General features: G+C 63.4%; 20 protein-coding genes. 19 read left to right on the top strand and 1 reads right to left on the bottom strand.

All coding sequences use genetic code 11. The features are described from left to right. Positions 1 to 3: 3 nt before the first annotated feature. The 19 genes from ftsL (at position 4) to NKI01_RS10235 (ending at position 24,553) form a co-directional block, all read left to right on the top strand. Positions 4 to 381 carry a cell division protein FtsL gene (gene ftsL, locus NKI01_RS10325; protein ID WP_023676771.1) on the top strand — a complete coding sequence of 126 codons (378 nt, stop codon included), beginning with the start codon at positions 4 to 6 and terminating at the stop codon, positions 379 to 381. A gap of 14 nt (positions 382 to 395) precedes the next feature. Beyond that, positions 396 to 2,123, top strand: a complete 1,728-nt coding sequence (locus NKI01_RS10320; protein WP_352481539.1) for a peptidoglycan D,D-transpeptidase FtsI family protein — start codon at positions 396 to 398, stop codon at positions 2,121 to 2,123. Between the two features lie 54 nt (positions 2,124 to 2,177). Beyond that, entirely contained in the window at positions 2,178 to 3,632 is a 1,455-nt protein-coding gene (locus tag NKI01_RS10315) for a UDP-N-acetylmuramoyl-L-alanyl-D-glutamate--2,6-diaminopimelate ligase (RefSeq protein WP_023721206.1), read from the top strand. Then, positions 3,629 to 5,062, top strand: a complete 1,434-nt coding sequence (locus NKI01_RS10310) for a UDP-N-acetylmuramoylalanyl-D-glutamyl-2,6-diaminopimelate--D-alanyl-D-alanine ligase (protein WP_023721205.1) — start codon at positions 3,629 to 3,631, stop codon at positions 5,060 to 5,062. The genes NKI01_RS10315 and NKI01_RS10310 overlap by 4 nt, the downstream gene beginning before the upstream one ends. A gap of 24 nt (positions 5,063 to 5,086) precedes the next feature. Further along, on the top strand, positions 5,087 to 6,169 hold the full coding sequence (mraY, locus tag NKI01_RS10305) for a phospho-N-acetylmuramoyl-pentapeptide-transferase (RefSeq protein WP_352963058.1): 1,083 nt from the start codon (positions 5,087 to 5,089) through the stop codon (positions 6,167 to 6,169). 8 nt (positions 6,170 to 6,177) lie between these two features. Further along, positions 6,178 to 7,578 (top strand): UDP-N-acetylmuramoyl-L-alanine--D-glutamate ligase, encoded by a 1,401-nt coding sequence (murD, locus tag NKI01_RS10300; protein ID WP_023721203.1) that lies wholly within the window; start codon positions 6,178 to 6,180, stop codon positions 7,576 to 7,578. After that, positions 7,578 to 8,729, top strand: coding sequence for a putative lipid II flippase FtsW (ftsW, locus tag NKI01_RS10295; protein WP_023721202.1), 1,152 nt, complete (start codon positions 7,578 to 7,580; stop codon positions 8,727 to 8,729). Before murD ends, ftsW begins: the two co-directional genes overlap by 1 nt. A 1-nt stretch (position 8,730) precedes the next feature. Beyond that, complete coding sequence (gene murG, locus NKI01_RS10290) at positions 8,731 to 9,855, top strand: undecaprenyldiphospho-muramoylpentapeptide beta-N-acetylglucosaminyltransferase (RefSeq protein WP_352963056.1); 1,125 nt, start codon at positions 8,731 to 8,733, stop codon at positions 9,853 to 9,855. Continuing rightward, the gene (gene murC, locus NKI01_RS10285; RefSeq protein ID WP_292664387.1) at positions 9,855 to 11,261 is read left to right on the top strand and encodes a UDP-N-acetylmuramate--L-alanine ligase; all 1,407 of its coding nucleotides are present in this window, start codon (positions 9,855 to 9,857) and stop codon (positions 11,259 to 11,261) included. Before murG ends, murC begins: the two co-directional genes overlap by 1 nt. Further along, positions 11,258 to 12,223, top strand: coding sequence for a UDP-N-acetylmuramate dehydrogenase (murB, locus tag NKI01_RS10280; protein WP_352589864.1), 966 nt, complete (start codon positions 11,258 to 11,260; stop codon positions 12,221 to 12,223). Before murC ends, murB begins: the two co-directional genes overlap by 4 nt. Before the next feature lie 315 nt (positions 12,224 to 12,538). Next, complete coding sequence (locus tag NKI01_RS10275) at positions 12,539 to 13,465, top strand: D-alanine--D-alanine ligase (RefSeq protein ID WP_023721198.1); 927 nt, start codon at positions 12,539 to 12,541, stop codon at positions 13,463 to 13,465. Next, complete coding sequence (locus NKI01_RS10270) at positions 13,453 to 14,394, top strand: cell division protein FtsQ/DivIB (protein ID WP_023721197.1); 942 nt, start codon at positions 13,453 to 13,455, stop codon at positions 14,392 to 14,394. The genes NKI01_RS10275 and NKI01_RS10270 overlap by 13 nt, the downstream gene beginning before the upstream one ends. Next, the gene (gene ftsA, locus NKI01_RS10265) at positions 14,391 to 15,698 is read left to right on the top strand and encodes a cell division protein FtsA (protein ID WP_023721196.1); all 1,308 of its coding nucleotides are present in this window, start codon (positions 14,391 to 14,393) and stop codon (positions 15,696 to 15,698) included. Before NKI01_RS10270 ends, ftsA begins: the two co-directional genes overlap by 4 nt. A gap of 67 nt (positions 15,699 to 15,765) precedes the next feature. Beyond that, entirely contained in the window at positions 15,766 to 17,436 is a 1,671-nt protein-coding gene (gene ftsZ / locus NKI01_RS10260) for a cell division protein FtsZ (protein WP_023721195.1), read from the top strand. Between the two features lie 279 nt (positions 17,437 to 17,715). Beyond that, positions 17,716 to 18,663, top strand: a complete 948-nt coding sequence (gene lpxC, locus NKI01_RS10255; protein WP_352481535.1) for a UDP-3-O-acyl-N-acetylglucosamine deacetylase — start codon at positions 17,716 to 17,718, stop codon at positions 18,661 to 18,663. Between the two features lie 204 nt (positions 18,664 to 18,867). Then, complete coding sequence (locus tag NKI01_RS10250; protein ID WP_352456160.1) at positions 18,868 to 19,737, top strand: outer membrane protein assembly factor BamD; 870 nt, start codon at positions 18,868 to 18,870, stop codon at positions 19,735 to 19,737. A 13-nt stretch (positions 19,738 to 19,750) separates the two neighbouring features. Beyond that, positions 19,751 to 21,424, top strand: coding sequence for a DNA repair protein RecN (gene recN, locus NKI01_RS10245; protein ID WP_352963054.1), 1,674 nt, complete (start codon positions 19,751 to 19,753; stop codon positions 21,422 to 21,424). Positions 21,425 to 21,653: 229 nt separating this feature from the next. After that, entirely contained in the window at positions 21,654 to 23,861 is a 2,208-nt protein-coding gene (gene ligA, locus NKI01_RS10240; RefSeq protein ID WP_352844520.1) for an NAD-dependent DNA ligase LigA, read from the top strand. Continuing rightward, a complete protein-coding gene (locus NKI01_RS10235; RefSeq protein ID WP_352844519.1) occupies positions 23,861 to 24,553 on the top strand; it encodes a DUF2461 domain-containing protein in 693 nt (230 codons plus the stop codon). The genes ligA and NKI01_RS10235 overlap by 1 nt, the downstream gene beginning before the upstream one ends. A 16-nt stretch (positions 24,554 to 24,569) precedes the next feature. Here NKI01_RS10235 and NKI01_RS10230 read toward each other — a convergent pair whose 3' ends face one another. Continuing rightward, positions 24,570 to 25,367 carry a class I SAM-dependent methyltransferase gene (locus NKI01_RS10230; RefSeq protein ID WP_352963051.1) on the bottom strand — a complete coding sequence of 266 codons (798 nt, stop codon included), beginning with the start codon at positions 25,365 to 25,367 and terminating at the stop codon, positions 24,570 to 24,572. Positions 25,368 to 25,601 lie beyond the last annotated feature (234 nt).

Below are 25,601 nucleotides of genomic sequence, written 5' to 3'. Positions count from 1 at the left end.
CACGTGTTTCGTACCAGCGACATAGTCCTGATCGCCGTCATGGTTTCGGCGGCTGCCTTGACCTACAAGACCAAGCGCGAGGCCGAGGAGCAACTGGCGGCAGTGCACAAGATCCAGGCGCAGATCCGTTATGAAGAGGACACGATCGACCTGCTCAAGGCGGACTGGAGCCTGCTTACCCAGCCGTCGCGCCTGCAGAAGCTCACCGAAATCTACAAATCGCAACTCGGACTCGAGCCGGTCAATGCGCGCCAGATCGTCGGGCTGGACGATCTGCCGGCCAAACCCGTCAACATCGAGGACCTTTCATCGCAGCGGCTGGGCGGCATGGCTGATATTGGCGGCAAGGATCCGGTGGTGACCGGAGGCATCGTCCAATGATCACCGGATTTCCAATGGCCGCCAGATTTCCACAGGTTGGCAGGCTGCTGAAGCGCGGTTCGAAGCCCGGCGCGGGCGGATCGATCGTGGTCGAAGGTGCCCGCAAGGCAACCGGTGGCAAGGGCAGGACCCGCATTGTCATGACGATGGCGGTGTTCTTCGGTATCTATTCGACCATTGCCGGGCGGCTGGTCTATCTGGGTTTCCAGAACCCCGACCTGTCGGGCGGGCCGCAGAGCCGGGTGACGGCATCGCGGCCCGACATCGTCGACCGTAACGGCGAAGTGCTGGCGACCGACATCAAGACGGCGTCGCTGTTTGCCGAACCGCGCCGCATCGTCGATGCCGACGAGGCGATCGAAAAGCTGTCGACGGTGCTTCCCGAGATCGACTACGAGCAGACATACAACAAGCTGAAGAGCGGCGCCGGCTTCGTCTGGCTGCAGCGGCAACTGACGCCGAAGCAGCAGGCCGATATCATGCAGCTCGGCATCCCCGGCTTCGGCTTCCGCACCGAAAAGCGCCGGTTCTATCCGGCCGGCGAAACCTCGTCCTACATTGTCGGCCTCACCAACATCGACAATCAGGGCATCTCCGGCATGGAGAAATACATCGACGAACAGGGCTTGAGCGATCTTCAGGCGTCGGGCCTGGCGGTGGCCAAGGATTTGAAGCCGGTCCAGCTCTCGATCGATCTGCGCGTCCAGCATATCGTACGTGACGAGGTCGCCACCGGCATGGAAAAGTACCATGCGATCGCGGCGGGTGCCGTCGTGCTCAACGTCAAGACCGGTGAGGTGCTGGCGATGGCGTCGGTTCCAGATTTCGATCCGAACAACCCCTATAACGCGCAGGACAAGGACCGGCTCAACCGTATGTCCGCCGGCCTGTACGAAATGGGGTCGACCTTCAAGAGCTTCACCACCGCCATGGCGCTCGATTCCGGCAAGATAACGCTGCAAAGCCGCTTCGACGCATCGCGCCCGATCAGGATCGGCCATCAGACCATCCATGATTTCCATGGCAAGGGCCGGGTGCTGTCGGTGCCGGAAGTGTTCATCTACTCATCCAATATCGGCTCTGCCAAGGAAGCCGAAGCGGTTGGCATTGACGGACACCGCGAATTCCTGCATCGCCTGGGAATCCTCGAGAAGATGCAGACCGAACTGCCGGAAGTCGCCCGGCCGACCGAGCCCAAGGTCTGGAAGCAGGTCAATTCGATTACCATCGCCTTCGGCCACGGCGTGTCGACGACCCCGCTGCAGACGGCGGTCGGCTGCGCCGCGCTGATGAATGGCGGCTATCTGATGGACCCGACCTTCCTGCCGCGCACCCAGGAGCAGGCGATGGCGGTGGCCAAGAAAGTGGTCAGCGACAAGACCGTCGAGGGCATGCGCTATCTCTATGCCCTCAATGCCGAAAAGGGATCCGGCCGCAATGCCCGGGTGCCAGGATACCGGGTGGGCGGCAAGACGGGAACGGCGGAGAAGGTCGTCAACGGCCGCTACTCGAAGGAAAAGAATTTCAACGCTTTCGTTGCGGCTTTCCCAATGGACGATCCGCAATACATAGTGCTTACGATCGCCGACGAACCGAAGCCGGAAAAGCCCGGCATGGGTGCCACGGCTGCCTCGAATGCGGGCATCATGGCTGCAAACATCATCCGACGTGCGGCTTCCATGCTTGGCGTGAAGCCAGATTTCAGCCATGAAAATGGTGCAACGCTGGTTTCCTATCAGTGATTCTTGGGGCGCGCCGGCAACTGCGCGCTATTTTGTTGCGATGAACGGGGTTCGATGAAGCTGAAAAATCTAGCCGGTATCCTGCCTGTCGAGGGGACAGCTTCCTTCGACATGGAGGTTACAGGGATTTCGTCGGACTCCCGCCAGGTAACACCGGGTGTTGTCTTTTTCGCGCTCACCGGCTCCAAGGCGGATGGCGCAGCCTATGCCGCCGATGCCGCGAGCCGCGGCGCTGCCGCGATTGTTGTCGGCAAGGGCAGTGCGGTCGCCGGGCTGCCAGTTCCGGTTCTTGTCGTAGACGATCCGCGCCTTGCGCTGGCGCTGAGTGCTGCCCGTATTTTCGGCAAGCAACCGCAAACCATGGTCGCGGTGACCGGCACCAGCGGCAAGACCTCCGTCGCCGCATTCACCCGACAGATATGGGAGCAGGCGGGTTTGGTCGCCGCTTCGATCGGCACGACCGGCGTGGTGGCGCCGGGCCGCAATGAATATGGCTCGCTGACCACGCCGGATCCGGTGGCACTGCACAGGCTGCTCAAGGAGTTGGCGGAGGCCGGCGTCACCCACGCCTCGATGGAAGCGTCCAGCCATGGCCTCGACCAGCGCCGGCTCGATGGCGTCAGGCTTGCGGCCGGCGGCTTCACCAATCTCGGCCGCGACCATATGGACTATCATCCGACGGTCGAGGACTATCATCGCGCCAAATTGCGTCTGTTCGATGCGCTGCTGCCGAAGGGCGCGCCGGCCGTCATCTTTGCCGACGACCCGTGGTCGGAGCCGACAATCAAGGCGGCGCGGGCAGCGGGACTGAACGTGCTGACGGTCGGCCGCCACGGCGATTTCCTGCGGCTGAAGCGGGTCGAGCACGAGCGCCACCGCCAACGCGCCGAGGTCGAAGTTGACGGCGTTCTCCATGAAGTCGACCTGCCGTTGGCGGGCGACTTCCAGATCGCCAATGCGCTGGTGTCGGCGGGCCTCGCCATTTCGACTGGAACATCTGTTGCCAAGGCGTTGATGGCGCTAGAGAAATTGAAGGGTGCGCCGGGGCGGCTCGACCTCGTTGGGACGGCCGCCAATGGCGCACCGGTCTATGTCGACTACGCGCACAAGCCGGACGCGCTGGAAAACGTGCTGGCTTCGGTGCGTCCCTTTACCACCGGCCGCGTCATCGTCGTATTCGGTTGCGGCGGCGACCGTGACCGGGGCAAGCGGCCGATCATGGGCGAGATCGCCACAAGGCTGGCCGATGTCGTCATCGTCACCGACGACAATCCCCGCTCGGAAGTTCCCGAGACGATCCGCGCCGCGATCCTGGAGGCCGCACCTGGCGCCATCGAGATCGGCGACCGGCGCAAGGCCATCCACGAGGCAGTCGGGATGCTTCACGCTGGCGACACGCTGATCGTGGCCGGCAAGGGCCATGAGGAAGGCCAGACCATCGGCACCGAGACGCTGCATTTTTCCGATCATGAGGAAGTTCGCTCGGCGCTCAGGGAGCAAGCGGCGTGAGCTATCTGTGGACCTCCGAGGCGCTGGTTGCCGCCATGGATGGCCGGCCGCTCGGTCCGATGCCTGAAGGCATCGCCGGCATTTCCATCGACAGTCGCAGCCTGCAGCCGGGAGACGCCTTCTTCGCCATCAAGGGCGAGGTGATGGACGGCCATGATTTCGTCACCGCCGCCATCAAGGCGGGCGCCGGCGTGCTTGTCGTCGCCGAGGGCAAGCTGCCGTCGCTGGGGCGGCTGACGGCACCGATGATCGTCGTGGAGGACGTGCTCGTCGCGCTGGAAAAGCTCGGCGTTGCGGCGCGCGCACGCTCGAAGGCGAGGGTGATTGCCGTGACCGGTTCGGCGGGCAAAACCACCACCAAGGAAGCACTGCGCCACGCTCTGTCCGCGGTCGGTACGGTGCATGCATCGGCTCAGTCGTTCAACAATCACTGGGGCGTGCCGCTGACACTGGCGCGCATGCCGCAGGATTGCGACTATGCCGTCTTCGAGATCGGCATGAACCATCCGGACGAGATCCGGCCCCTCGTCAAAATGGTCCGGCCGCATGTCGCCATCATTACGCTGATCGCGGCCGCTCATCTCGGCTTCTTCCGCAACCTGGACGAGATCGCCAAGGCCAAGGCAGAGGTTTTCGAGGGACTGGAGCCCGGTGGCGCCGCTCTTCTCAACCGCGACGACCAGCGCTGGAAGCTGCTGGAGAAGATGGCGAAAGAAGCGGGCGTCGAGCATGTCTACGGGTTCGGCGAGAATGCAAGGGCGACCTTCAAACTGATCAAATGCGAGCTCAATGCCGATCACTCCGTGATAGCCGCCAAGATTGGCGGACACGAGATTGTCGCCAGGATCGGCGCGCCGGGCCGCCATATGGTGCAGAATGTGCTGGCCGTGCTGGGTGCCGCGCATCTGGTCGGCGCCGACGTCACCAGGGTTGCGCAGGCGCTGGCCGATCTTTCGCCCGAACGCGGACGCGGCAAACGCTATGTGTTGCGCCATCCCAAGGGGCCGATCACACTGATCGACGAGAGCTACAACGCCAATCCGGCGTCGATGACCGCTGCAATGGCACTGCTCAACACCACACCGGTGTCGGGCGAGGGCAGGCGCATTGCCGTGCTTGGCGACATGCTCGAGCTCGGCAGCCATTCGGCGAAATTGCATGCCGCGCTTGCCGACCTGATCGTCGGCACCGATACGCGCACGGTTTTCCTCGGCGGCCCGGAAATGCGGGCGCTGGCCGACGTGCTGCCGGGCGAGATCAAGACGGAATACCGCGCCGGCGCGGAAGATCTGAAACCGGTGCTTCTGTCGGAATTGAAGCCCGGCGACGTGGTCATGATCAAATCGTCGAAGGGCATAGGCTTTTCAAAGCTGGTCGAGGCGTTGCTCGGCAAGTTTCCGGCGGAAGCCACAACCAGCAGACAGACCTAGGATCGGTCCGGGGGACGCAAGCGCATGCTAACACTGCTCGTCGAATTTGCGGACAAGATCTCGGTCTTCAACGTCTTCCGCTACATAACTTTCCGCACCGGCGGAGCGCTGATCACAGCGGCGCTGATCGTGTTCATCTTCGGACCGACCATCATCAATTCGCTGAGGCTGCGGCAAGGCAAGGGCCAGCCGATCCGCGCCGACGGGCCGCAGACGCATTTCAAGAAGGCGGGAACGCCGACAATGGGCGGACTGATGATCCTGTCCGGCATCGTCGGTTCGTCGCTGCTGTGGGCGAACCTGTCGAGCATCTACGTCTGGGTGGTGCTGCTGGTGACGCTGGGGTTCGGCTCGATCGGCTTCTACGACGATTATCTCAAGGTGACGAAGCAATCGCATCTCGGCTTTTCCGGCAAGGCGCGGCTCGGGCTCGAATTCGTCATTGCCGGCATCGCCGCCTGGGTGATCATGCATATCGGCCAGGTGCCGTTCTCGTCATCGTTGACATTCCCTTTCGCCAAGGAGTTTCTCGTCAATCTCGGCTGGTTTTTCATCCCGTTCTCGTGCTTCGTCATCGTCGGCGCCGGCAATGCGGTGAACCTGACCGACGGCCTCGACGGGCTGGCGATCGTGCCGATCATGATCGCGGCGGCGTCCTTCGGCGTCATCGCCTATCTCTCCGGCAATGCGGTGTTCGCTGAATATCTGCAGATCCATTTCGTTCCCGGCACCGGTGAGCTTGCCGTGGTCCTCGGAGCGGTGATCGGTGCCGGTCTCGGTTTCCTGTGGTTCAATGCGCCGCCAGCGGCAATCTTCATGGGCGATACCGGCTCGCTGGCGCTGGGTGGGCTGATCGGCACGGTCGCGGTGGCGACCAAGCACGAGATCGTGCTGGTCATCGTCGGCGGCCTGTTCGTCGTCGAGATATTCTCGGTCATCATCCAGGTCGGCTATTTCAAGATGACCGGCAAGCGCGTCTTTCTGATGGCGCCGATCCACCATCATTTCGAAAAGCTCGGCTGGACCGAAAGCCAGGTGGTGATCCGCTTCTGGATTATCGCCGTCATTCTGGCGCTGGTCGGGCTGTCGACCCTGAAGCTCAGATAGGAGGCCGCTTGATCCCCGCCGCATCCTTTTCAGGCAAGCGCGTTTCGCTCTTCGGGCTCGGCGGCTCGGGGATTGCCACGGCGCGCGCGCTGATCGAGGGCGGCGCGGACGTCCTCGCCTGGGACGACAATCCCGACAGCGTTGCCAAGGCCGGCGCGGTCGGCATCGCCACCGCAGACCTGCGCGGCGCGGACTGGGCGAGGTTTTCCGCCTTCGTGCTGTCGCCCGGCGTGCCGCTGACGCATCCCAAGCCACACTGGACCGTCGAGCTCGCGCGGGGCTCAGGCGTGGAGATCATCGGCGATATCGAGCTTTTCTGCCGCGAGCGGACGGCGCGGGCGCCGGCAGCAGCCTTCATCGCCATCACCGGCACCAACGGCAAGTCGACGACCACGGCATTGACGGCGCACATCCTCAAATCGGCCGGGCGCGACACGCAGATGGGCGGCAATATCGGCCGCGCGGTGATGACGCTCGATCCGCCGCAGCCCGAGCGGCACTATGTGGTTGAGTGCTCGTCCTATCAGATCGATCTTGCCCCTTCGATCAATCCGACGGCCGGCATCCTGCTCAACCTGACGCCGGACCATCTCGATCGCCATGGCACGATGCAACACTACGCCTCGATCAAGGAGCGGCTGGTGGCCGGCAGCGAGACGGCAATCATCGGTGTCGACGATTCCTGGTGCGCCCAGATCGCCGACCGGCTGGAGCGAGCGGGCCGGCAGATCATTCGCATCTCCAAGCGCCTGCCGCTGACCGACGGCTATTTCGCCGAAGGCACCAACCTGATGGAAGCCGTGCACGGCCGCTACAGCCGGGTCGCCTTTCTCGAAGGCATCGGCTCGTTGCGCGGCCAGCACAACGCGCAGAATGCGCTGGCCGCCGCCGCCGCCTGCCTCAAGGTCGGGCTCGAGCTCGGCGAGATCCAATCCGGACTGGAGAGTTTCCCGGGGCTGGCGCACCGCATGGAGCAGGTCGGCCGCAAAGGGCATGTGCTGTTCGTCAACGATTCCAAGGCGACCAATGCCGATGCCGCGGCACCGGCGCTGTCGAGCTTTGCGCGTATCTACTGGATTGCCGGAGGTCTGCCGAAAGAGGGTGGCATCGAGCCGTTGCGCGGCTTCTTCCCGCGTATCGCCAAGGCCTATCTGATCGGCGAAGCCGCACCGGCCTTTTCGGCGACGCTGGGCGAAGCGGTGCCCTACGAGATATCAGGCACGTTGGCTGCGGCGGTCGAACACGCCGCCCGCGATGCGGCCAAGGATAGTAGCGGCGAGGCGGTGGTGCTGCTGTCGCCGGCCTGCGCCAGTTTCGACCAGTTCAAGAATTTCGAAGTCCGCGGTGAGGCGTTCAGGCAAGCCGCAACCGCCATTGATGGCGTGAAGCCCATCGGAGGGACACGATAATGCAAAGCCGTCTCGACAAAAGCCCCGTGGCGACCTGGTGGTGGACGATCGATCGCTGGTTCCTGGCGGCGTTCCTGTCGCTGATGGGCCTCGGCATCGTTTTGTCCTTCGCCGCAAGCCCGGCGGTGGCCGAACGCATCGGACTAGACAGTTTCCACTTCGCCACACGCCAGATCATCTTCACCATTCCGGCACTTGGAGTGATGCTTGCCGTCTCGTTCCTTGAATCCAGGCAGATCCGGCGCATGGCGCTGGTCATGCTGTGCATCACGCTGTTTTTGATGGTGGCGGTGCTCTATATCGGCGTCGAGGTGAAAGGCGCGCGGCGCTGGGTATCGCTTGCCGGCCTGTCGATACAGCCGTCCGAGTTCCTGAAACCGGGCTTCGTCATCATCTGCGCCTGGCTGTTCGCCGAGCACAAGCGCCAGCCCGACATTCCGGGCAATCTGTTCGCCATGTTGCTGCTTGCGCTGGTCATCTCGCTGCTAGTGGCGCAGCCTGACCTGGGGCAGACCATGCTGGTGCTCGGCACCTGGGGGGTGATGTTCTTCATGGCCGGGCTGCCGTGGCTGTGGATCGTCGCGCTGGGTGCTGCCGGCGTCGGCGGCGTGTTCGCCGCCTATGCGGTGTTCCCGCACGTTGCCGGCCGCATCGACCGCTTCATGACCGGCGAGGGCGACACGTTCCAGGTCGACATGGGCCGCGAGGCGCTGATCAATGGCGGCTGGTTCGGCGTCGGGCCGGGCGAGGGCACCGTCAAGCGGGTCATCCCCGACAGCCATGCCGATTTCGTCTTCTCGGTCGCTGGCGAGGAATTCGGGCTGATCATGTGTTTCTTCATCATGTCCATCTTCGGCTTCATCGTGCTGCGCGGCCTCAACACGGCACTCAAGGAGCAGGACGATTTCACGCGCTACGCGGTTGGCGGCCTGGTCACCGTCTTCGGCCTGCAGTCGGTCATCAACATGGCCGTCAATCTGCAACTGATGCCGGCCAAGGGCATGACGCTGCCGTTCATCTCCTATGGCGGTTCCTCCCAGATCGCGATCGCCATCTCGATGGGCATGGTGCTGGCGCTGACGCGCAAGCGCCCGGAAAAGCGCAAGCAGCTGGGCTTCATGCCGTCGCCGCGTGCGATGCCGGCGGAGTGAGATGGCGAAGGGGGTCATCCTTCTAGCTGCTGGCGGAACGGGCGGACATCTGTTCCCGGCCGAGGCGCTGGCACATGAGCTCAAGGGGCGCGGCTGGGCGGTACATCTGGCCACCGACGACCGCGCCGAGCGCTTTGCCGGGCAGTTCCCGGCGACCGCCATCCATCCGATCCAGTCGGCGACGATGGGCTCGAAGAATCCTTTTGCCATGCTCGCCGCGTTTTGGAAAATCTGGCGCGGGGTGCGGCAGGCGTCGGCCGTCATCGCCAGCATCAAGCCCGCCATAGTGGTCGGCTTCGGCGGCTATCCGACACTGCCGCCGCTTTACGCGGCGACCCGGCGCAAGGTGCCGACGCTGATCCACGAGCAGAATGCGGTGATGGGCCGCGCCAATCGGGCGCTCGCCGGCCGCGTCGACGCCGTTGCCGGCGGGTTCCTGCCGGAAGACATCAGTGCCACTGGCGCCAAGACGGTGACCACCGGCAATCCGGTCAGGCCGCAAGTGTTGGAAGCAGCGAATACACCCTATGCTGCATCGGCCGGCGAAGAGCCGTTCCGGTTTCTGGTGTTTGGCGGCAGCCAGGGCGCGCAATTCTTTTCCGATGCGGTGCCGGCGGCGATCGCCCGGTTTTCCGATGCACAGCGTAGGCGACTGGCGATCACGCAGCAGGCCCGCGCCGACGATGTGGCGCGGGTGGAAGCCGCCTATGCCGCGCTTGGCATCGAGGCCGAGGTGTCGCCCTTCTTCACCGACATGGCGGCGCGGCTCGCGGCGGCGCATCTGGTGATGTCGCGCTCCGGCGCGTCGACCGTATCGGAAATCGCGGTGATCGGCAGGCCGGCGCTGCTGGTCCCTTATCCGCACGCGCTCGACCACGACCAGGCGGCGAATGCGGCCGCCCTTGCCGCAGCGGGTGGCGCCGAGGTGCATCCGCAGTCCACGCTTTCGGCGGAGCGGATCGCTGCGCTTGTCGGCGGGCTAATGGATGATCCAGGCAGGGCGGCGACAATGGCTGCGGCGGCGAAATCGTCCGGTAAACCGGATGCCGCGCGGTTGCTCGCCGATCTGACAGAGGCTATTGCGTCCAGGAAATCCGTTTCGGAATTCAGGAAGGAGACGCATTGATGAAGATGCCACAGACGATCGGCCTCGTGCATTTCATCGGCATTGGCGGCATCGGCATGAGCGGCATCGCCGAGGTGCTGCACAATCTCGGCTACAAGGTGCAGGGATCCGATCAGGCCGACAGCGCCAATGTGCAGCGGCTGCGCGACAAGGGCATCGAATGCTTCGTCGGCCACCAGGCCGAGAACCTCGGCGAGGCCGAAGTGGTCGTCGTCTCCACCGCAATCAAGAAATCCAACCCGGAGCTGAAGGCGGCGAGAGAGAAGTTGCTGCCGATCGTGCGGCGCGCCGAAATGCTAGCCGAGCTGATGCGCTTCCGGCAGGCGGTCGCGATCGGCGGCACGCACGGCAAGACAACGACGACTTCGATGGTGGCGACGCTACTCGATGCCGGCGGGCTCGACCCGACGGTGATCAATGGCGGCATCATCAATGCCTATGGCACCAACGCCCGCATGGGCGACGGCGAATGGATGGTGGTCGAGGCCGACGAGAGCGACGGCACCTTCCTCAAGCTGCCGGCCGAGATTGCCGTCGTCACCAATATCGACCCCGAACATCTCGACCATTACGGCTCCTTCGACAAAGTGCGCGAGGCGTTTCGCCAGTTCGTCGAGAACGTGCCGTTCTACGGCTTTGGCGTGATGTGCACCGACCATCCCGAGGTGCAGGCGCTGGTCGGCCGCATCGAGGACCGGCGCGTCATCACCTATGGCGAAAATGCGCAGGCCGACGTGCGCTTCACCAATCACCGCATGGACGGCCCGACCTCGGAATTCGACGTGGTGATCCGCGACCGCAAGACGCACGGCCAGATAACGATATCAGGTCTGCGGCTACCCATGCCCGGGCGCCACAATGTCTCCAATGCGACGGCGGCGATTGCCGTCGCGCATGAGCTCGGCCTTTCGGCTGAGGCAATCAAGAAGGGTCTGTCGTCCTTCGCCGGCGTCAAGCGGCGCTTCACCCATACCGGTTCGTGGAACGGTGTCGATGTGTTCGACGATTACGGTCATCATCCGGTCGAGATCACGGCGGTACTGAAGGCCGCGCGCAGCGCCACCAAGGGCCGCATCATCGCCGTTACCCAACCGCATCGCTTCACTCGGCTGCGCGATCTGTTCGACGAGTTTTCCGTCTGCTTCAACGACGCCGATACGGTAATGGTGGCGCCCGTCTATGCGGCCGGCGAGGAACCGATCGACGGCGTTACGTCCGACGCACTGGTGTCGCGCATCCGCTCCGGCGGCCATCGCGACGCACGCTACATCGAAGGTCCGGCGGCGATTGCGCCGATCGTGCGCGAGGTGGCGAAGCCGGGCGATTTCGTCGTCTTCCTCGGCGCTGGCAACATCACCCAATGGGCCTATGCGCTGCCCAAAGAACTCGGCGGGACTATCTCATGATGCGCGGCCAGGCGTTGATCGACAAGCTTGGCGACCGGCTTGCCGGACTGCGCGGCCGCATCACGCCCAATGCCGAGATGGACAAGATCACCTGGTTTCGAGCCGGCGGGCTCGCGGAGGCATTGTTCCAGCCGGCCGACGAGGACGATCTTGCCGCGTTCCTGAAGGCGGTGCCCGAGGAAATACCGCTGACCATCGTCGGCGTCGGCTCAAACCTGCTTGTCCGTGACGGCGGCATTGCGGGCTTCGTCATCCGGCTTTCGGCCAAAGGCTTTGGCGAGACCGAAGTGATAGCGCCGACCACGATCAAGGCGGGGGCCGCGACACCCGACAAGCGCGTTGCGGCCGTTGCCTACGAGGCCGGCATCGGCGGCTTTCATTTCTACCACGGCATTCCCGGCGCCATCGGCGGAGCGCTGAGGATGAACGCCGGCGCCAACGGTGTCGAGACGCGCGAGCGCGTGGTCGAGATGCGGGCGCTCGACCGCAAGGGCAATGTGCATGTGCTGAGCAACGCCGACATGGGCTATGCCTATCGCCATTCAGCTGCGCCGTCCGGGCTGATCTTCACGTCGGCGCTGTTCGAAGGCGTTCCGGAGGACAAGGCGGCGATCAAGGCCGCGATGGATGCTGTCCAGAACCATCGCGAGACCGTGCAGCCGATCCGCGAAAAGACCGGTGGCTCGACCTTCAAGAATCCCGAGGGCACCTCGGCCTGGAAGGAAATCGACAAGGCCGGCTGCCGCGGCCTGATGGTCGGCGGGGCACAGATGTCGCCGATGCATTGCAACTTCATGATCAACACCGGGACCGCCACAGGCTACGAGCTTGAATATCTCGGTGAGACGGTGCGTGCGCGCGTGCTCGAAAGATCGGGCATCCGGCTGCAGTGGGAGATCAAGCGCATCGGCAATTTTCGGCCGGGCCATGCCGTCCAGGAATTTCTCGGGCAGCTGCTTTAGCGCAAGCCGAAGACCGTTGCCTCCGGACCTCATGAATTCACATTTTGCTGCCGTTTTTGCGGAAAGTGAATCCATCGGAATCGTAAGCACTTGCCAGCGAATCAACTCTCTGATTCTCTGCCCTGAAGCGTTTCCTGATTTGAGTCGTTTCGACGCGTTACTCGCGTTTCCGTCTGGGGGGGCAACCTGCCGGGAGACTCGGACTCAATGTTGCGGAAACACGGGAGCAAAGCTGCTCGGCGTATTTGAGTGCGCGCGATGCTTTTCGGGCCATGCACGATGGTGCAGGCCTGCTGTGAGAGGAAATGACGGGGAATGACAAGCAAGCACGTGGCCGTCCTTCTGGGGGGATTCTCGTCCGAGCGGCCCGTGTCCCTGTCGTCGGGCAAAGCCTGCGCCGATACACTCGAGGGGGAGGGCTACCAGGTCACCCGGGTCGACGTCTCGCGCGACATCAGCTCGGTGCTCGTCGAGCTCAAGCCCGACGTCGTCTTCAACGCGCTGCACGGCCCCTTCGGCGAGGACGGCACCATCCAGGGCATCCTCGAGTATCTGGCCATTCCGTACACCCATTCCGGCGTGCTTGCCTCGGCGCTCGCGATGAACAAGGAACAGGCCAAGAAGGTCGCCAAAGCGGCCGGCATTCCGGTAGCGGAATCGAAGGTGGCCAATCGCTTCGCCATCCAGAACAAGCACCCGATGAAGCCGCCCTATGTGGTCAAGCCGGTCAACGAAGGATCGAGCTTCGGCGTCGTCATCGTGCATGAAGGCCAGTCGCATCCACCGCAGATCATCGGCTCGTCCGAGTGGAGATATGGCGATACGGTGATGGTCGAGCGTTATGTGCACGGGCGAGAATTGACGTGCGCGGTGATGGGCGATGTGGCGCTCGGTGTCTGCGAGATCATCCCGACCGGCCATTCCTTCTACGACTATGATTCAAAATACGTCGCGGGCGGATCAAAACACGAATGCCCGGCAAAACTTTCACCGAATATTTACCAAAAAATACAGACACTGACGCTCAAGGCTCACCAAGCTATCGGCTGTCGGGGCGTTTCCCGGTCGGACTTCCGTTATGACGATCGTCACTCCGAAAACGGTGAAATTGTCTGGCTCGAGGTCAACACCCAGCCGGGTATGACGCCGACGTCTTTGGTGCCGGAAATCGCCGCGCAAGCGGGACACTCGTTCGGCGATTTGTTGAGTTGGATGGTGGAGGACGCTTCGTGTCTGCGTTGAAGTGGGGACAGGGCAAGGGGAAGGGCGCGGCCGGGCCGGTGCTGTTCGGCATGCCGTTGTCGTTCGACCATTTCGTGCTGCCACGCCTGCTCCGCCGGCCGGTGCGTGTGCTGGCGCGCCTCGGCGAGGGCGATTTCGAAGCGCCGCCCTATTGCGCTGCCATCCTGTCGGCGGCACTGCTTATTTCGAGCAGCGCCTATGGCGCCTATCTCGGCGGGCATGCCGACGCCATCGTCCAGAGTGTCACCGCCCGCACCGGTTTTGCCGTCGACCAGGTCAAGGTCGTCGGCAACCGCGAAACCTCCGAGATCGATATTCTCGACAGGCTGGAACTCGACGGCTGGACCTCGCTGATCGGTTTCGATGCCGAAGCTGCGCGCGAACGCATCACCACGCTGCCCTGGGTCGAAGCCGCGGCAGTGCGCAAAGTCTACCCGCATACGCTGGAAGTGCGCGTCGAGGAGCGCGAGCCGTTCGCGCTGTGGCAGCAAGGGAGCGCGCTTTCGGTCATCGAGAAATCCGGCACCGTGATCGCGCCGTTCTCCGGCGGCAAGCAGATATTGCTGCCGCTGATCATCGGCACCGGCGCACCGGCCAAGGCGCCGGATTTCCTGGCCAGGATCAAGAATTATCCGGAGCTTGCCGCGCGGATCAAAGGCTATATCCGCATCGGCGAACGGCGCTGGGATCTCAAGCTTGAGAATGGCATCACCGTCAAGCTTCCCGAAGACGGTGAGGACCAGGCGATTGCCGACCTGGTCAGGATGGACCACGAGAACGGGCTTTTGACGCGCGACATCGCAGCCGTCGACATGCGCCTTTCCGACCGTCTGGTCGTCCAGTTGACGCCGGAAGCGGCGACGCAGCGCGAGGCTGCGCTTAACGAAAAGCCCAAGATGCTGAAGCGCAAGCCGGAGACGAAGATATGAGCTGGCTTGGCGGCAACAGCGATGCCTCGTCGCGCCGGTCCGGCATCCTGACGGTGCTGGATGTCGGTTCCAGCAAGGTCTGCTGCGTGGTGGCCAAGCTCAAGCCGCGCGACGATGGCAAGCTGCTGCGCGGACGCTCGCATCGCATCCAGGTGATCGGCATCGGCCACCAGAAATCGCAAGGCGTGAAATCGGGCGTCGTCATCGATCTCGACCGTGCCGAGCACGCCATCCGTCTTGCCGTCGACGCCGCCGAACGCATGGCGGGACTGACGGTCGATTCGCTGATCGTCAACATGACCGCCGGCCGGCTGAAGAGCGAGGCTTTTTCGGCCACCATCAATCTCGGCGGTCATGAAGCAGACGAGGCCGACATCAAACGCGTGCTTGCCGCCGGCGCCAAGCAGGCGCTGCGGGCTGAGCGCGAGGTGATCCATTCGCTTCCCGTGGCCTTTTCGCTGGATGCCGAGCGCGGTGTGCGCGATCCGCGCGGCATGGTTGGCGACCAGCTTGGCGTCGACATGCACGTGCTGACAGGCGACGCGGCGCCTCTGCGCAATCTGGAGCTCTGCATCAACCGCTCGCATCTCTCGGTCGAGCGCATGGTGGCGACACCCTATGCCAGCGGGCTAGCCGCCCTGGTCGACGACGAGCTCGAAATGGGCGCGGCCTGCATCGACATGGGCGGCGGCACGACGACGATCTCGGTATTTTCGGAAGGCAAGTTCGTCCACGGCGACGCCATCGCGATTGGCGGCAACCACGTCACGCTGGATATGGCCAAGGGCCTGTCGACCTCGCTCGATGCCGCTGAAAGGCTGAAAGTGATGCATGGCTCGGCGCTGCCAGGAAGCGCCGACGACCGCGACCTGGTCTCGATCCATCCGATCGGCGAAGACGGCGAGGTGCCGTTGCAGATTCCGCGCTCGGTGATGACGCGCATCATCCGCGCCCGCATCGACGAGACGCTGGAACTGCTGCGCGACCGGCTGAACAAGTCCGGCTACGGCAATGCCGTCGGCAAGCGGGTGGTGCTGACCGGCGGCGCCAGCCAGCTTGCCGGCCTGCCCGAAGCCGCACGCCGCATTCTCGGCCGCAATGTGCGCATTGGCCGCCCGCTCGGCGTGGCAGGCCTGCCCGAGGCGGCCAAGGGGCCGGCTTTCTCGACCCCGGTCGGACTTCTGATCTACCCGCAGATGGCGAGCTTCGAGAGCCGCCCGGCGAAGGGAATTTCCGGTCTTCGGATGACCGGAACAGGCGGAAAACTGCATCGAATGAGTCAGTGGTTGAGAGACAGTTTTTAATTTGACGGGGACAGCCCCATAGGCGGCCGCGGCGGCGAAGCGGCGGGAAAGGCAAAGGACGAAGACAATGACCATCAATCTGCAGAAGCCGGACATCACCGAGCTCAAGCCGCGCATCACCGTGTTTGGTGTCGGCGGCGGCGGCGGCAATGCCGTCAACAACATGATCACCGCCGGCTTGCGCGGCGTCGAGTTCGTGGTGGCCAACACCGACGCGCAGGCACTGACGATGTCGAAGGCCGAGCGGCTGATCCAGCTCGGTGCGCATGTCACCGAGGGTCTCGGCGCCGGATCGCAGCCTGAAGTCGGGCGCGCGGCGGCGGAAGAGTGCATCGACGAGATCATCGATCATCTCTCGAACACGCATATGTGCTTCGTTACCGCCGGCATGGGCGGCGGCACCGGCACCGGGGCGGCGCCCGTGGTCGCGCGCGCTGCCCGCGAAAAGGGCATCCTTACCGTCGGCGTCGTCACCAAGCCGTTCCACTTCGAAGGCCAGCGCCGCATGAAGACGGCCGACATGGGTATCGAGGAACTGCAGAAATGTGTCGATACGCTGATCGTCATTCCCAACCAGAACCTGTTCCGGCTGGCCAATGACAAGACGACCTTCGCCGACGCCTTCGCCATGGCCGACCAGGTGCTCTATTCGGGTGTCGCCTGCATCACCGACCTGATGGTCAAGGAAGGCCTGATCAATCTCGACTTCGCCGACGTCCGCTCGGTCATGCGCGAAATGGGCAAGGCGATGATGGGAACCGGCGAGGCTTCGGGCGAGGGCCGCGCAATGGCCGCCGCGGAAGCCGCCATCGCCAACCCGCTGCTCGACGAGACCTCGATGAAGGGCGCCAAGGGCCTGCTGATCTCGATCACCGGCGGCCGCGACCTGACACTGTTCGAAGTCGACGAGGCCGCAACCCGCATTCGCGAAGAGGTCGACCAGGACGCCAACATCATTCTGGGCGCCACCTTCGATGAGGAACTCGAAGGCGTTATCCGCGTGTCGGTGGTCGCCACCGGCATCGACAAATCGGCGGCCGAAATCGCTGCAGCGCCGATCGCCATCCGCACGGCTCCGCCGAAGCCGGTCAGCCGCCCGGCGGCTCAGGTCACGGAAATGCGCCCGGCGCCTGTCCAGCAGCCGATCTATGAACCACGTGCTGCCGATCCGGTCGCCGAGGCCATTCAGCTCGCCGAGGCGAATGCGGCAGCGATGGCGCAGGCCCGCCCGGCACCGGTCGCGCATTCGGAAGACTTCCGTCCGCAGAGCAAGATCTTCCAGGCGCCTCCCGCTCAGCCGCAGCCGATGATGCAGCCAGTGGTTCAGCAAGCGATGCAGCCGGCTCCGCATCGTGAAATGCCGCAGCCGATTGCCGCGGCACCCCAGCGCATGCCGCGGGTAGAGGATTTCCCGCCGCAGGTGAAGGCTGAAGTGGAAGCCAAGGCCCGCCCGGCCGACCACGAGAACAGCGGCCCGATGGGCTTGCTCAAGCGCCTGACCAACGGCCTAACCCGCCGCGAAGAGGAACCTGCACGGCTGCAGCCGGCGCAGCCGCGCGAACCGAAACTGCGCCAGGCGCCGGCGGAAGTGCGCCGCCTAGCCAGCCAGGATCCGCAGCTTTACGCGCCGCGCCGCGGCCAGCTGGACGAGCAGGGCCGACTGACGCCGCAGAGCCGGGCTGTCCAGGAAGACGATCAGCTGGAGATTCCCGCCTTCCTGCGCCGGCAGGCCAATTGATCTGTTGACGGTTCGTAACAGTTGTTAACAGGCGAGCAGGAAACTGTTCGCCTGTTAATATTAAAAGCGGTTTTAAAACAAGGACTTATGGGGCAATCCCGCGCTGGACCGCAGTTACAAAGAGTAAGAAACCGTGATTTGGAGTCTCCCTGTGGGACCATTATCTTCGCCACCGACCAAAGTCGGTTTGCTGGGAGTCTCGGGGAAGTGGCCCTGCCTGCCGATCAATCAAGAGCCGCGCCCTCAGGGCAGATGAAGCGGACCTAGGCAGTACGGGCTATGGGGATTGTTTTGCACGACTATCAGACGACACTTAAATCGCGTGCGACGCTGACTGGTATCGGCGTCCATAGCGGCAATCCGGTCACCGTCCATTTCCTGCCGGCAGATGCCGATACGGGTATCGTCTTCCAGCTTTCGAATGCAAGCGGAAGCCACGAATTTCGCGCGCTCGTTTCCGAGGTCGGTGCCACCGACCTCTGCACCATGCTTGGCGATCCGCAAGGCGAGCACATTGCCACGGTCGAGCATCTGATGGCGACGCTCTTTGGGCTTGGGATCGACAATCTCGTCATTGAAATCGACGGCCGTGAGGTGCCTATCCTCGACGGCAGCGCGGTCATGTTCATCGAGGCCATGGACCAGGCAGGCATCGAAACGCTGCCGGTCAAGCGTCGCTACATCAGGGTGGTCAAGCCGGTTCGCATCGAGAACGGCGCCTGCTGGGCGGAGTTCAGGCCCTATGATGGCACGCGCTTCGAGATCGAGATCGATTTCGAAAGCCCGGCGATCGGCCGCCAGCTTTTCGCATCCGATATGAATGCCGACATTTTCCGCCGCGACGTCGCGCGGGCCCGCACTTTCGGGTTCATGAAGGACGTCGAGCGGCTATGGGCAGCTGGCTACGCGCTCGGCTCCTCGCTGGAGAACTCGCTGGTGATCGGCGATGACAACCGCGTGATCAACATGGGAGGCCTGCGCTATCCCAACGAGTTCGCGCGGCACAAGACGATGGATGCAATGGGCGACCTGGCGCTCGCCGGTGCCCGGTTTATCGGCTGCTTCCGCTCCTATCGTGGTGGCCACAGGCTGAACGCCGCGGCGCTGCGCCGTCTCTTGTCCGACCGTTCGGCTTTCGAGATCGTCGAGACGACGCGCCGCGAGCGCGGCCGTGCCGCCGAGATGAGCGCTGTCAATGCCCCCCTCTTTGCGCCCTGGATGATCTGATTCTTAACGTTTTTGCGGCTCTTATTGCGATCAGCTGTGTTGCAAGGATGCATCACTGGCCGGCCAAATCGCACAGCTTTCCAGGTGGCGCCAAACCGCCACAAAAATGTGCGATTGGCCGGGGATAGCGTTGCCGGGCAAGGCGGTTATGGTTTATGGCTGCTGCCGTCGACTGAAATGACGCCGAAAGGGCGGAATCCAATCATGTTTTTCAAGCGAGTTGGTCAATCGAAGGCGCCGCGGCGGGCTGTTTTCCTGGCGCTTTCGGTCGTCGTTCCATCGCTGTTTCTGTCGGCCTGCATGTCGTCCGAGAAGGACGTCGATCTATCGACCTATGTCGATCAGACCGAGCCGGCCGACGTGCTCTATAATCAGGGTCTCGCCAATCTGAATGCCGGGCGCCTGCAGGAGGCAAGCCGCAAATTCGATGCCGTCGACCGCCAGCATCCGTATTCGGAATTCGCCCGCAAATCGATGGTGATGGGCGCCTTTGCCGACTACCGTCAGGGCAATTACGACGAGGCGATCGGTTCGGCCAAGCGCTACCTGACCCTTTACCCGTCGACCGACGATGCAGCCTATGCCCAATATATTATCGGGCTGAGCTACTACCGCCAGATCAAGGACGTCACCCAGGACCAGAAGGAAGCGCGTCTTACCGTGCAGACGATGCAGGACCTGGTGACGCGCTGGCCCACGTCCGAATATGCCGACGACGCCAAGGAGAAGATCCGCTTCGCCAACGATCAGCTCGCCGGCAAAGAGATGCAGATCGGCCGCTATTATCTCGAGCGCCGCGAGTACATCGCAGCCGTCAAACGATTCCGCAACGTGGTGGAGAACTATTCCAACACACGCCATGTCGAGGAGGCGCTGGCGCGTCTGACCGAGAGCTACTACGCGATGGGGCTGACGTCGGAAGCGCAGACCGCCGCGGCCGTGCTCGGCACCAACTATCCCGACAGCCAGTGGTACAAGGACTCCTATAAGCTCCTGCAGAGTGGTGGGCTCGAGCCGCGCGAGAATGCCGGATCGTGGATCTCCAAGGCCGGGAAGCTGATCACCGGCGCCTGAGCGGCGCGTCACCATGCTCTCCAGGCTGTCGATCCGCGATATCGTTCTGATCGAGAAGCTGGACATCGACTTCTCGTCCGGCCTTTCGGTGCTGACCGGCGAAACCGGCGCCGGAAAGTCCATCCTGCTCGACGCCTTGTCGCTGGCGCTTGGCGCCCGCGGCGACGCCTCGCTGGTGCGGCATGGCGCGGCACAAGGCCAGGTCATCGCTGTGTTCGACGTGCCGCGCAACCACCCGGCCCGTATGCTGCTCGCCGAGAACGCCCTCGAGGACGACGGCGACATCATCCTGCGCCGCGTCCAGACGGCGGACGGCCGCACGCGCGTTTTCGTCAACGACCAGCCGTCCAGCGTGACGCTGATGCGCGACGTCGGCCATGCGCTGGTCGAGATCCACGGCCAGCACGACGAGCGCGCTTTGGTCGATCCCGGTGCGCATCGGGAATTGCTGGACAGCTTCGGCGGTCATCTGGGCGCCGCGCGTGCAACAGGCGAGGCGTGGCGGCACTGGCGCGCCTGCGAGCAGGAATTTTCACGGCACCGGGCCAAAGTCGAGGCGGCTTCCCGCGAGGCCGATTATCTGCGTGCGGCGGTCGCCGAATTGACCAGGCTCGATCCGCAACCGGGTGAAGAGACCGAGCTCGCCGAACTGCGCGCCTCGATGATGCGTGCCGAAAAGATCGCCTCGGAAATCCACGATGCGCAGGATGTGCTCTCGGGCCCGTCCTCACCCTTGCCGCAGTTGGCCAGCCTGCTCAGGCGGCTGCAGCGCAAGGTGACGGAAGCGCCCGGCTTGCTTGAAGAGGTCGTCAAATCGCTCGACGAGGCGATGCTGTCGCTCGACGCGGCGCAGTCGGGCGTGGAAGCAGCACTTCGCGCCACTGAATATGATCCGCAGCGGCTGGAGAAGGCCGAGGAGCGGCTGTTTGCGCTGCGTGCCGCCTCGCGCAAGCACAGCGTCGCTGTCGACGATCTGGCGCAACTGCGCGACACCATGGCGGCCGACCTTACCGATCTCGACGCTGGCGAAGAGCGCCTGCATGCGCTGGAGAGACAGGCTGCAGCTGCGCGTCAGGCCTATGACATTACGGCGGCCCAGCTGTCGTCGCTTCGCCATGCGGCGGCCGCAGGGCTGACCAAGGCGGTAATGGCCGAACTGCCGGCGCTGAAGCTCGAACGGGCTGAGTTCATCGTCGAGATCGCAAGCGATGCCGGGAGCCGCAGGGAAGAAGGCATCGACCAGGTCGAGTTCTGGGTGCACACCAACCCCGGCACCCGGCCCGGCCCAATGATGAAGGTCGCTTCCGGCGGCGAGCTTTCGCGCTTTCTGCTGGCACTCAAGGTGGCGCTGGCCGATCGCGGCTCGGCGCCGACCCTGGTCTTCGACGAAATCGACACCGGGGTAGGCGGCGCGGTTGCCGACGCCATCGGCCAGCGGCTGGCGCGGCTGGCAAAGCGCGTGCAGGTGCTTTCGGTCACGCACGCGCCGCAAGTGGCGGCGCGCGCCGCGACGCATTTCCTGATCTCCAAGTCAGGCGGGGCCGACCGGGTGTCGACCGGCATCGCCGAGATGGACCGGGCGGCGCGGCAGGAGGAGATCGCGCGCATGCTCGCCGGCGCCACCATCACCGACGAGGCGCGCGCGGCGGCCGAGCGCTTGCTGCGGGAGAACATCGCGGCAGCGTAGAGCGGTTCATCACGCCGAACCGCTCTACCTCTTTGTTTTGCGCAATTCCGGACGGAAAACCGTTTCACACTTTTCCTGGAATTGCTCTAGACGAGTTCGTTTCCGGCGCTCGTGACCTGAGTCAGGGTCTGGCTCCATCCTGCTGTTCAGGAATGATTTCCGTGTCTGATCTCTCCCTCATGAGAGAATCCTGTTCTATTGTGTCGCGCCACCGTGGAGGGAGCAGTGTATGGACGAAAAACCAGTCGATTCGCTCAGCGAAAGCGAGGCGGCAAGCGAGTTGAAGCGGTTGGCGCAGGAGATCGCCGAGCACGACCGGCGCTACCATGGCGAGGACGCGCCGATAATCACGGACGCGGAATATGACGCGCTGACGCGGCGCAATCTCGCCATCGAACAGCGCTTCCCTGCTTTGCTGCGTGAGGATTCCCCCTCACGCAGGGTCGGCGCGCCACCGGCGGAAGGCTTTGCCAAGGTGCGTCATGCGGTGCCGATGCTCAGCCTCGCCAAGGCCTATACCGACCAGGATGTCGCCGATTTCATCGTACGTGGCCGGCGGTTCTTTGATCGCGACAAGGATCTGGACATCGCCTTCACGGCTGAGCCGAAGATCGACGGGCTGTCGGCTTCGCTGCGTTATGAAGGTGGTGTGTTCGTGCAGGGGGCAACGCGCGGCGACGGCGCCGTTGGCGAGGACATCACCGCCAATCTGAGGACCATCGCCGACATTCCCAAGACCTTGAAGGGATCGGGCTGGCCCGAGGTCATCGAAATACGCGGTGAGGTCTATATGACCTACGCGGAATTCGAGGCGTTGAAGCAGCGCTCGGCGGCGATCGGCGGCCAGGATTACGTCAATCCGCGCAATACCGCGGCCGGGTCGCTCCGTCAGAAGGACCCGTCTATTACCGCCAGCCGCAACCTCAAGTTCTTTGCCTACGCCTGGGGCTTTACCACAAAGGATCCGGCTCCGACCCAGTACGATTCCGTGCAGAAATTCGCGGAGTGGGGGTTCAAGGTCAGCCCGCTGATGGTCCGGGCAAGATCGGTCGAGGAACTGGTCGCGCATTATCACCTGATCGAGACCCAGCGCTCATCACTGGGCTACGACATCGACGGCGTCGTCTACAAGGTCGACCAGCTGGAATTGCAGCGCAGATGGGGTTTCGTCACTGGCGAACCACGCTGGGCCATCGCCCACAAATTTCCGGCCGAACAGGCCATGACAACCGTGCTGAGGATCGACATTCAGGTCGGCCGTACCGGTACGCTGGCGCCCGTTGCCCGGCTTGCACCCGTCACGGTCGGCGGCGTCGTGGTCGAAAACGTCACGCTTCACAACGAAGATTACATCAAGGGTCTGGATAGCAACGGCCAGCCGATCCGCGACGGCTATGACGTGCGTATCGGCGACACAGTGGTCATCCAGCGGGCAGGGGACGTCATTCCGCAGATCGTCAGCGTCGTAGCCGATAAGCGTCCGCCAGATGCCGTGCCCTACGAATTCCCGCACAAATGTCCGATCTGTGGCTCACCCGCAACGCGCGAGATCAACGAGAAGACCGGCAAGGAGGATTCCCGCCGACGTTGCACCGGCGAGCTGATCTGCCCTGCGCAGGCCGTGGAAGGATTGCGCCACTTTGTGTCGCGCGGCGCCATGGATATCGAAGGCCTGGGCGCTGAAAACATAGACCTGTTCTTCAATGCCGGGTTGATCAAGACAGCTGCCGATATCTTCACGCTCAGGGACCGCCGTCCCGCCGTCACCAAGGCGCTGGCGGAACGGCGGGAGGAGCAGGCCAGGCAGCGTGAGGCCGCATCGGGCAAGACGCGCAAGAATGTACGCAGTGTCGAGGAACGCAACTACGACGGCCTCGACAAGCTCTTCGCTGCCATCGACGCTCGCCGCGAACCCGAACTCGATCGCTTCATCTTTGCGCTGGGCATCCGCCATATCGGCGAAACGACGGCCGCTGTGCTTGCCCGAACCTTCTCGACGATCGAGGAGTTGATCCGCATTGGCAAGGAGACGGCGGCGGCGGCCGATCCACACACCGTTTTTCCTTCGATCAACGGCATCGGCGATACGGTGATAGGTGCGCTTCGCGATTTCTTCGGCAATGAACGCAACGACGCCGTGCTTGAAGCGCTGCTCACACAGGTCCACCCGAAGCCATACATTGTGAACGTCTCAGCCGATAGTGCGGTCGCCGGCAAGACAATCGTGTTTACAGGCACGCTGGAAAAGATGACGCGCCCCGAGGCCAAGGCGATGGCTGAACGTCTCGGCGCGAAGGTCGCCGGCTCGGTTTCTGCGAAGACCGATCTCCTGGTAGCGGGGCCGGGCGCCGGTTCCAAGCTGAAGGACGCGACCAAATTCGGCATCGAGGTGATCGACGAGGACACCTGGCTGCAGCGGATCGGCAAGGGCGGGTGATGGCGGCTGTGTTCTACGGTTTTGGGCAAAAGGCCATTCCCTTCCTCAAGGCGCTCGATTTTCATCAGAGCCGGGAGTGGTTTTTGGAAAACCGCCACCTTTTCGAACGCGACCTGCGTGATCCCTTCGGCGATCTGGTCGAGACGCTCTCCGAGCGCTTCACGGCCGCGGGGCTCGGCCTGCGCGGCGACCGCAAGAAGTCGCTGTTCCGGATTAACCGCGATGTGCGTTTCGCCAAGGACAAACGGCCCTATAACCGGCATTTGTCGGCGATCCTTTCGCCTGACGGCACCAAGATGGAACAGGGCGTGTTTTACGTCCATATCGGGCTCGAGCGCTGCTTTGCCGCCGTTGCCTGGTGGCAGCCCGGACCGGAGCTATTGCTGGCACTGCGCAACGCGATCGCGAAGCGGCCGGCTGAATTCCGCACCCTCGTCGCGGCGCTGAAAAAGAACGGCCTTGAGCTCGACCCGGACGGCTGCATGAAGCGCACGCCGCGCGGCTTCGAGCATATCGCCGAGCCCGATCTCGCTGCCGCGATCCGCAATCGGCATTTTGCCGTCCGGCACGCAGTCGAGCCGGCGGATATTTATGGAGCTGGATTGGTCGACGAACTCGTCGACTTCGTCATGCGGGCAAAACCGCTGCTCGACTGGGGCAGGGCGATCGAAGGCAAGGCTTCGCCGCGCTAGCGGATAAATCAGACAGTCAAATGCGCCGCGCAGTGTAGAGGCTGGTGGTCATGTTGCGGGTTATGGAGCCTTGGAACTCGTCGCGGACGATGCGACCCAGCTCCGCCAGGATTGCTTTGCGGTCGCTGCGGATGTTGATGTTGGAAAAAGTGGCATAGAGGGCGACCGTCTGGTCAGGATCGAGGACGAGCGACCAGACACTTGTCCCATGTTCGATGGAATCGAACGCGCCGGTTCGCTCCAGCGCCGCCACGCGGGCCTCGGCATCAAGGGCGAACGGAATACCATTTGAGCCCGCCGAACGGCTCGAAGGCCCTTCAAGCAGTGCCTTCGTCGCATCATGAAAGGGATCGGGGCGACTGTTGTCGCCGAATACATTCCAGACCATTGCCCACCAGCCGCCCGGCCGAAGCAGCTCGGCGACCTTGACCAGCGCGGTGTCCTCATCCAGCCAATGAAAGGCAGTGGCGCTGACGCCGAGATCAAAACCGGCCTTCTCAAGGACGGCATCCTCAAACGCAGAGACGCTCACCGAGAGCGCCTTGTCCTGAATAGTCTCGCAAAGGAAAGTCGCGAGGCGAGAATCCGGCTCGATGGCGAGCATCGGGCTCGCGCCCAGTTCGAGTAAGCGGCGCGTAGCAGTTCCTGTACCTGCGCCAATCTCGAACGTCGCCGTGCCAGGGGCGAGACGGCACCGTTCACATAGAATTTCGAATACCCAATCAGGATAGCCAGGCCGCGTCGCGTGATAGCTGCCGGGATCGGCGCCGAAGGCCAGGCGGCCGAATTTTGGATCGATGAAAAATTCGCTCATTGCAACCACCTCTGGGGAACCACCTCTGGCCTTGGGTCTGTGGCCGCCACTTTTGGCAAGGACCGATGGGCGCCAACGGATATGCCCTCCCAGGTGCCAAGCGTCTGATTTTTATCCACTGGGCACTGGAGCGCCTTGCCGCCCGCCTCAGCCATCACTTCCGCTGATCATTTGCCTCAATCGAATTGGTGTGACAAGGAGGGCGGCCCTCCCTACATACGACCGTCCCGAGGA

This window comes from Mesorhizobium sp. M0815 (assembly GCF_040319995.1).
In the GTDB taxonomy this organism is placed as follows: domain Bacteria; phylum Pseudomonadota; class Alphaproteobacteria; order Rhizobiales; family Rhizobiaceae; genus Mesorhizobium.
Note: the sequence above shows the minus strand (reverse complement) of the source record. Positions and strands in the feature narration are given on the sequence as shown.

Coding starts and splice junctions, on each gene's coding strand:
- NKI01_RS10320 (WP_352481539.1), top strand. CDS start 396: ATGGCCGCCAGATTTCCACAGGTTGGCAGGCTGCTGAAGCGCGGTTCG.
- NKI01_RS10315 (WP_023721206.1), top strand. CDS start 2,178: ATGAAGCTGAAAAATCTAGCCGGTATCCTGCCTGTCGAGGGGACAGCT.
- mraY (WP_352963058.1), top strand. CDS start 5,087: ATGCTAACACTGCTCGTCGAATTTGCGGACAAGATCTCGGTCTTCAAC.
- ftsW (WP_023721202.1), top strand. CDS start 7,578: ATGCAAAGCCGTCTCGACAAAAGCCCCGTGGCGACCTGGTGGTGGACG.
- murG (WP_352963056.1), top strand. CDS start 8,731: ATGGCGAAGGGGGTCATCCTTCTAGCTGCTGGCGGAACGGGCGGACAT.
- murC (WP_292664387.1), top strand. CDS start 9,855: ATGAAGATGCCACAGACGATCGGCCTCGTGCATTTCATCGGCATTGGC.
- murB (WP_352589864.1), top strand. CDS start 11,258: ATGATGCGCGGCCAGGCGTTGATCGACAAGCTTGGCGACCGGCTTGCC.
- NKI01_RS10275 (WP_023721198.1), top strand. CDS start 12,539: ATGACAAGCAAGCACGTGGCCGTCCTTCTGGGGGGATTCTCGTCCGAG.
- ftsA (WP_023721196.1), top strand. CDS start 14,391: ATGAGCTGGCTTGGCGGCAACAGCGATGCCTCGTCGCGCCGGTCCGGC.
- ftsZ (WP_023721195.1), top strand. CDS start 15,766: ATGACCATCAATCTGCAGAAGCCGGACATCACCGAGCTCAAGCCGCGC.
- lpxC (WP_352481535.1), top strand. CDS start 17,716: ATGGGGATTGTTTTGCACGACTATCAGACGACACTTAAATCGCGTGCG.
- NKI01_RS10250 (WP_352456160.1), top strand. CDS start 18,868: ATGTTTTTCAAGCGAGTTGGTCAATCGAAGGCGCCGCGGCGGGCTGTT.
- recN (WP_352963054.1), top strand. CDS start 19,751: ATGCTCTCCAGGCTGTCGATCCGCGATATCGTTCTGATCGAGAAGCTG.
- ligA (WP_352844520.1), top strand. CDS start 21,654: ATGGACGAAAAACCAGTCGATTCGCTCAGCGAAAGCGAGGCGGCAAGC.
- NKI01_RS10235 (WP_352844519.1), top strand. CDS start 23,861: ATGGCGGCTGTGTTCTACGGTTTTGGGCAAAAGGCCATTCCCTTCCTC.
- NKI01_RS10230 (WP_352963051.1), bottom strand. CDS start 25,367: ATGAGCGAATTTTTCATCGATCCAAAATTCGGCCGCCTGGCCTTCGGC.